We start from the raw sequence: 1,852 nt of genomic DNA, 5'->3' as shown, positions 1-1,852 counted from the left end.
AGCGCGTGCACGCCGGCCGCCGTGGCGGCCGCCAGCGGCAGCTTCGCCAGGTCGATGCCGGCCACCTCGCAGCCGCTGGCCAGCGCCAGCCGGGCGGCGAGCTGGCCGATCAGGCCCAGGCCGACGACGACGACCTTCGAGCCCGGCCCGACCTCGGCGAGGCGCAGCCCGTGCAGGGCGACGGACCCGATGGTGGCGAACGCCGCCGCCGCGGGCTCCACCCCGTCGGGCACTCGCGCGCACAGCAGCCCGGGCACGGCCTGGAACTCGGCGTGGTTGGCCCGACCCGCGCCGCCGGTGGCGACGAGGTCACCGGGGCGGATGCCGGCGACCGCCGAGCCGACCTCGACGACCCGGCCGCAGCCGCTGTAGCCGAGCGGCACATCGCTGCCGAGCCGGTCGCGCACCGACCGCGCCGCCGGCACCAGACCGTCGGTCCGGGCCTTCTCCGTCACCTTGCGCACCAGGTCGGGGCGGGCCCGCGCCTTGGCCAGCAGCCCGGCGCGGGCGAGTTCGGTGACGGCCCGTTCGGTCCCGGCCGACACGATCGTCGCCACCGTCGCCACCAGCACCTCCGTCGGGCCGATGACCGGCACGGGCACGTCGAGCACCCGCACCGCGCCCCCGGATGCCGCCTGGACCACCTGTTTCATCGCGCGAACCTCCGGTGAGCGTCGGCGAGCCCGGCCCTCGGCCGGTAGCGGCCGGCGGGCGGCCGCGCGGGACACCCGCACCCGCATCCTGCTGCTCAGTGTAGTTGATGCATTACATTCAGCGATGAACGACGCTCGTACTCCACCCGACGCGTCAGAGCCGGAGGAACGCCCGTGCTGGGAGCGCCGGCCGCCGCGTGCATCGTCACCCTGGCGGCAACCCCGATCGTCATCGTCTGCATGCGGCGCCTGGCCGCCATCGACGAGGTCACGGTGCGCTCCTCGCATCAGGCACCGACCCCCCGCGGCGGCGGCATCGCCGTGGTGCTCGGCCTGTTCGCGGGCGTCCTCGTCATGGTCCTCACCCAGGGCGGCGCCGACGCCCCCGACCTGTTGCCGCTGACCGCTGCGGCCGCCCTGTTCGGGCTGATCGGGCTGGCCGAGGACGTCGGCGGGGTCACCGCGCTGCGGCGGCTGGCCCTGCACACCGCCACGTCCTTCGTCGTCGCGGCGATGGCCGTGCTCGGCGCCGTGCTCGGCGACGCGACACCCGGCCTGCTCACCGTCCTACTGGTGACCGTCGCGGCGCCCGTCTGGATCACCGGCTTCGTCAACGTCTTCAACTTCATGGACGGCATCAACGGCATCTCCGCGGTCACGGCGGCGTTGGCGGGCGGGGCCTTCGCAGCCCTGGGCGCCGCGCAGGACCTGCCCACGGTGGCTTGCGGCGGGATACTCGTCGCGGCCTCGGCGCTCGGCTTCCTGCCGTTCAACTTTCCCCGGGCCCGGATCTTCCTCGGTGACGTCGGCAGTTACACGCTGGGTGCCGTGCTCGCCGTGCTCGCCGTCCAGGCGGTGCTGGCCGGCATCCCGCCGGAGTCGGCGCTCGCCCCGACCGCTCTTTACCTGGCGGACACCACTGCCACGCTGGCGCGACGGATCCGCGCCGGGGAGCAGTGGTACTCCCCGCACCGCTCGCACGCCTACCAGCGGCTGACCATCGCCGGCTGGTCGCATATGCGGGTCACCGGCCTCGTCGCCGCGACGACGGCGGCGCTCGTCGTGCTGTCCCTGGCCGCCTTCGGCCCGCTGGCCGGCCGGCTCGCCGCGGACGCCGCCGCGGGGTTGCTGCTGCTGGCCTACCTGGGCGCACCCCGCTGGGCGACGCGGCGCGCCCGGACCGCGGCCCACCCGTTCAT

Annotated in this window: 1 protein-coding gene and 1 pseudogene; one reads left to right on the top strand and one right to left on the bottom strand. The window is 75.3% G+C overall.

Translation table 11 applies throughout. The features are described from left to right. A pseudogene (locus ND748_RS31125) lies at positions 1-653 on the bottom strand (oxidoreductase); the annotation flags it as partial. 174 nt (positions 654-827) lie between these two features. On the opposite strand from ND748_RS31125, the gene ND748_RS31120 reads away from it, so the two are divergent. Next, on the top strand, positions 828-1,852 hold a 1,025-nt coding region (locus ND748_RS31120; RefSeq protein ID WP_251749880.1), incomplete at its 3' end, for a glycosyltransferase family 4 protein.

This window comes from Frankia sp. AiPs1 (assembly GCF_023716945.1).
Classification (GTDB): domain Bacteria; phylum Actinomycetota; class Actinomycetes; order Frankiales; family Frankiaceae; genus Frankia.
The sequence above is the reverse complement of the archived record's forward strand: the minus strand, read 5'-3'. Positions and strand labels throughout refer to the sequence as shown.